This is a genomic window from Planktothrix tepida PCC 9214, from assembly GCF_900009145.1.
In the GTDB taxonomy this organism is placed as follows: Bacteria; Cyanobacteriota; Cyanobacteriia; order Cyanobacteriales; family Microcoleaceae; genus Planktothrix; species Planktothrix tepida.
The window spans coordinates 1-2,904 of the sequence record NZ_LN889761.1; the positions used below are offsets into that span (position 1 = coordinate 1).

1 rRNA gene is annotated in these 2,904 nt (G+C 52.5%); it reads left to right on the forward strand.

The features are described from left to right. Positions 1-12: 12 nt before the first annotated feature. Positions 13-2,898: ribosomal RNA gene (locus PL9214_RS33360) — 23S ribosomal RNA — on the forward strand. Positions 2,899-2,904: the final 6 nt, after the last annotated feature.

Sequence of the window (2,904 nt, forward strand, 5' to 3'; positions counted from 1 at the left end):
AAAAAGAGAATTGGTCAAGATAGAAAGGGCTGACGGTGGAAACCTTGGCACACAGAGGCGAAGAAGGACGTGGCGACCGACGAAAAGCTCCGGGGAGCGGGAAGCAAGCAATGAGCCGGAGGTATCCGAATAGGGCAACCTAGAAACACTACATTGAATCCATAGATGTAGATGAGCGAACCGGGCGAACTGAAACATCTTAGTAGCCCGAGGAAAAGAAAGCAAAAGCGATTTCCCCAGTAGTGGTGAGCGAAAGGGAAACAGCCTAAACCAACTGGGTATCCAGTTGGGGTAGTGGGACAGCAAGACTGGACTTAGAGAATTAGACGAAGCAGATGAAACCTGCACCAGAGAAGGTGAAAGTCCTGTAGTCGAAAGTTTGAAGAGCCAAGCTGAATCCCGAGTAGCACGGAGCCCGTGAAAGTCCGTGTGAATCCGCCTCGACCACGAGGTAAGGCTAAATACTCCTGTGTGACCGATAGAGAAACAGTACCGTGAGGGAAAGGTGAAAAGAACCCCGGGAGGGGAGTGAAATAGAACCTGAAACCGTCAGCTTACAAGCAGTGGGAGTCCGATTAAACGGATGACCGCGTGCCTGTTGAAGCATGAGCCGGCGAGTTAAAGGCGATGGCAGGTTAAGACCGAAGAGGTCGAAGCCCAAGCGAAAGCGAGTCTGAACAGGGCGAAGTCGTCATCGTTTTTAGACCCGAACCCGGGTGATCTAACCATGTCCAGGATGAAGCTTGGGTAAAACCAAGTGAAGGTCCGAACCGACCGATGTTGAAAAATCGGCGGATGAGGTGTGGTTAGGGGTGAAATGCCAATCGAACCCGGAGCTAGCTGGTTCTCCCCGAAATGTGTTGAGGCACAGCGGTTGCAGAAAAATCTGGGGGGTAAAGCACTGATTCGGTGCGGGCTGCGAGAGCGGTACCAAATCGAGTCAAACTCTGAATACCCAGAGGAAAGCAACCAGTCAGACGGTGGGGGATAAGCTCCATCGTCAAGAGGGAAACAGCCCAGACCACCAGCTAAGGTCCCGAAATCATCACTAAGTGAGAAAGGAGGTGGGAATGCTCAGACAACCAGGAGGTTTGCCTAGAAGCAGCCAACCTTAAAAGAGTGCGTAATAGCTCACTGGTCAAGCGTTGCTGCGCCGAAAATGAAAGGGGCTAAGTGATGTACCGAAGCTGTGGAATATGATTGTATTGTATTGGTAGGGGAGCGTTCTGGCGTAGGGAGAAGCATTAGCGAAAGCAGATGTGGACGAACCAGAAGTGAGAATGTCGGCTTGAGTAGCGAAAATGTAGGTGAGAATCCTACACCCCGAAATCCTAAGGGTTCCTCCGCACGGCTCGTCCACGGAGGGTAAGTCAGGGCCTAAGGCGAGGCTGAAGAGCGTAGTCGATGGACAACGGGTGAAGATTCCCGTACCATTGGTAGATTGGTCAGGGGGACGGAGAAGGTGTGTGCTAGCCGGACGATGGTTACCGGTGCAACCGTTCAAGGTGTTGAGGTCTGGAGAAAACAGACTGAGCTAAGGCGGGAGTCCGACCCTCTAAGGAGGGGAAGTAGAGAGCATCAAGCTTCCTAGAAAAGCCCTAAAACCGTTAATTTATCAATGCCTGTACCCGAAACTGACACAGGTAGGAAGGTTGAGAAAACCCAGGGGCGCGAGATAACTCTCTCTAAGGAACTCGGCAAAATGGCTCCGTAACTTCGGGAGAAGGAGTGCTTATGAAAGTAAGTCGCAGTGAAGAGGCCCAGGCGACTGTTTACCAAAAACACAGGTCTCCGCCAACTCGAAAGAGGAAGTATGGGGGCTGACGCCTGCCCAGTGCCGGAAGGTTAAGGAAGTCGGTCAGGGGAAACCTAAAGCTGATGACCGAAGCCCCGGTGAACGGCGGCCGTAACTATAACGGTCCTAAGGTAGCGAAATTCCTTGTCGGGTAAGTTCCGACCCGCACGAAAGGCGTAACGATCTGGGCGCTGTCTCGGAGAGAGACTCGGCGAAATAGAATTGTCTGTGAAGATACGGACTACCTGCACCTGGACAGAAAGACCCTATGAAGCTTTACTGTAGCCTGGAATTGGGTTCGGGCTTCTCTTGCGCAGTATAGGTGGGAGGCGTTGAAGTCATCCTTGTGGGGATGATGGAGCCATCGGTGAGATACCACTCTAGAGAGGCTAGAATTCTAACTGGTTCCCGTGAATCCGGGAACAAGACAGTTTCAGGGGGGCAGTTTGACTGGGGCGGTCGCCTCCTAAAATGTAACGGAGGCGCGCAAAGGTTCCCTCAGAATGGTTGGAAATCATTCGCAGAGTGTAAAGGCATAAGGGAGCTTGACTGTGAGACTTACAAGTCGAACAGAGTGGAAACACGGCCTTAGTGATCCGACGGTACTGTGTGGAAAGGCCGTCGCTCAACGGATAAAAGTTACTCTAGGGATAACAGGCTGATCTCCCCCAAGAGTTCACATCGACGGGGAGGTTTGGCACCTCGATGTCGGCTCATCGCAACCTGGGGCGGAAGTACGTCCCAAGGGTTGGGCTGTTCGCCCATTAAAGCGGTACGTGAGCTGGGTTCAGAACGTCGTGAGACAGTTCGGTCCATATCCGGTGCAGGCGTAAGAGTATTGAGAGGAGTCCTCCCTAGTACGAGAGGACCGGGAGGAACGCACCTCTGGTGTACCTGTTATCGTGCCAACGGTAGACGCAGGGTAGCCATGTGCGGAGTGGATAACCGCTGAAAGCATCTAAGTGGGAAGCCCACCTCAAGATGATTACTCTCATTGGCTTAACCAAGTAAGGTCACGGGCAGAACACCCGTTTATAGGTGTTAGGTCGAAGTCCAGCGATGGATGCAGCCGAGACACACTAACAGACCGAGGGCTTGACCTCATCTCT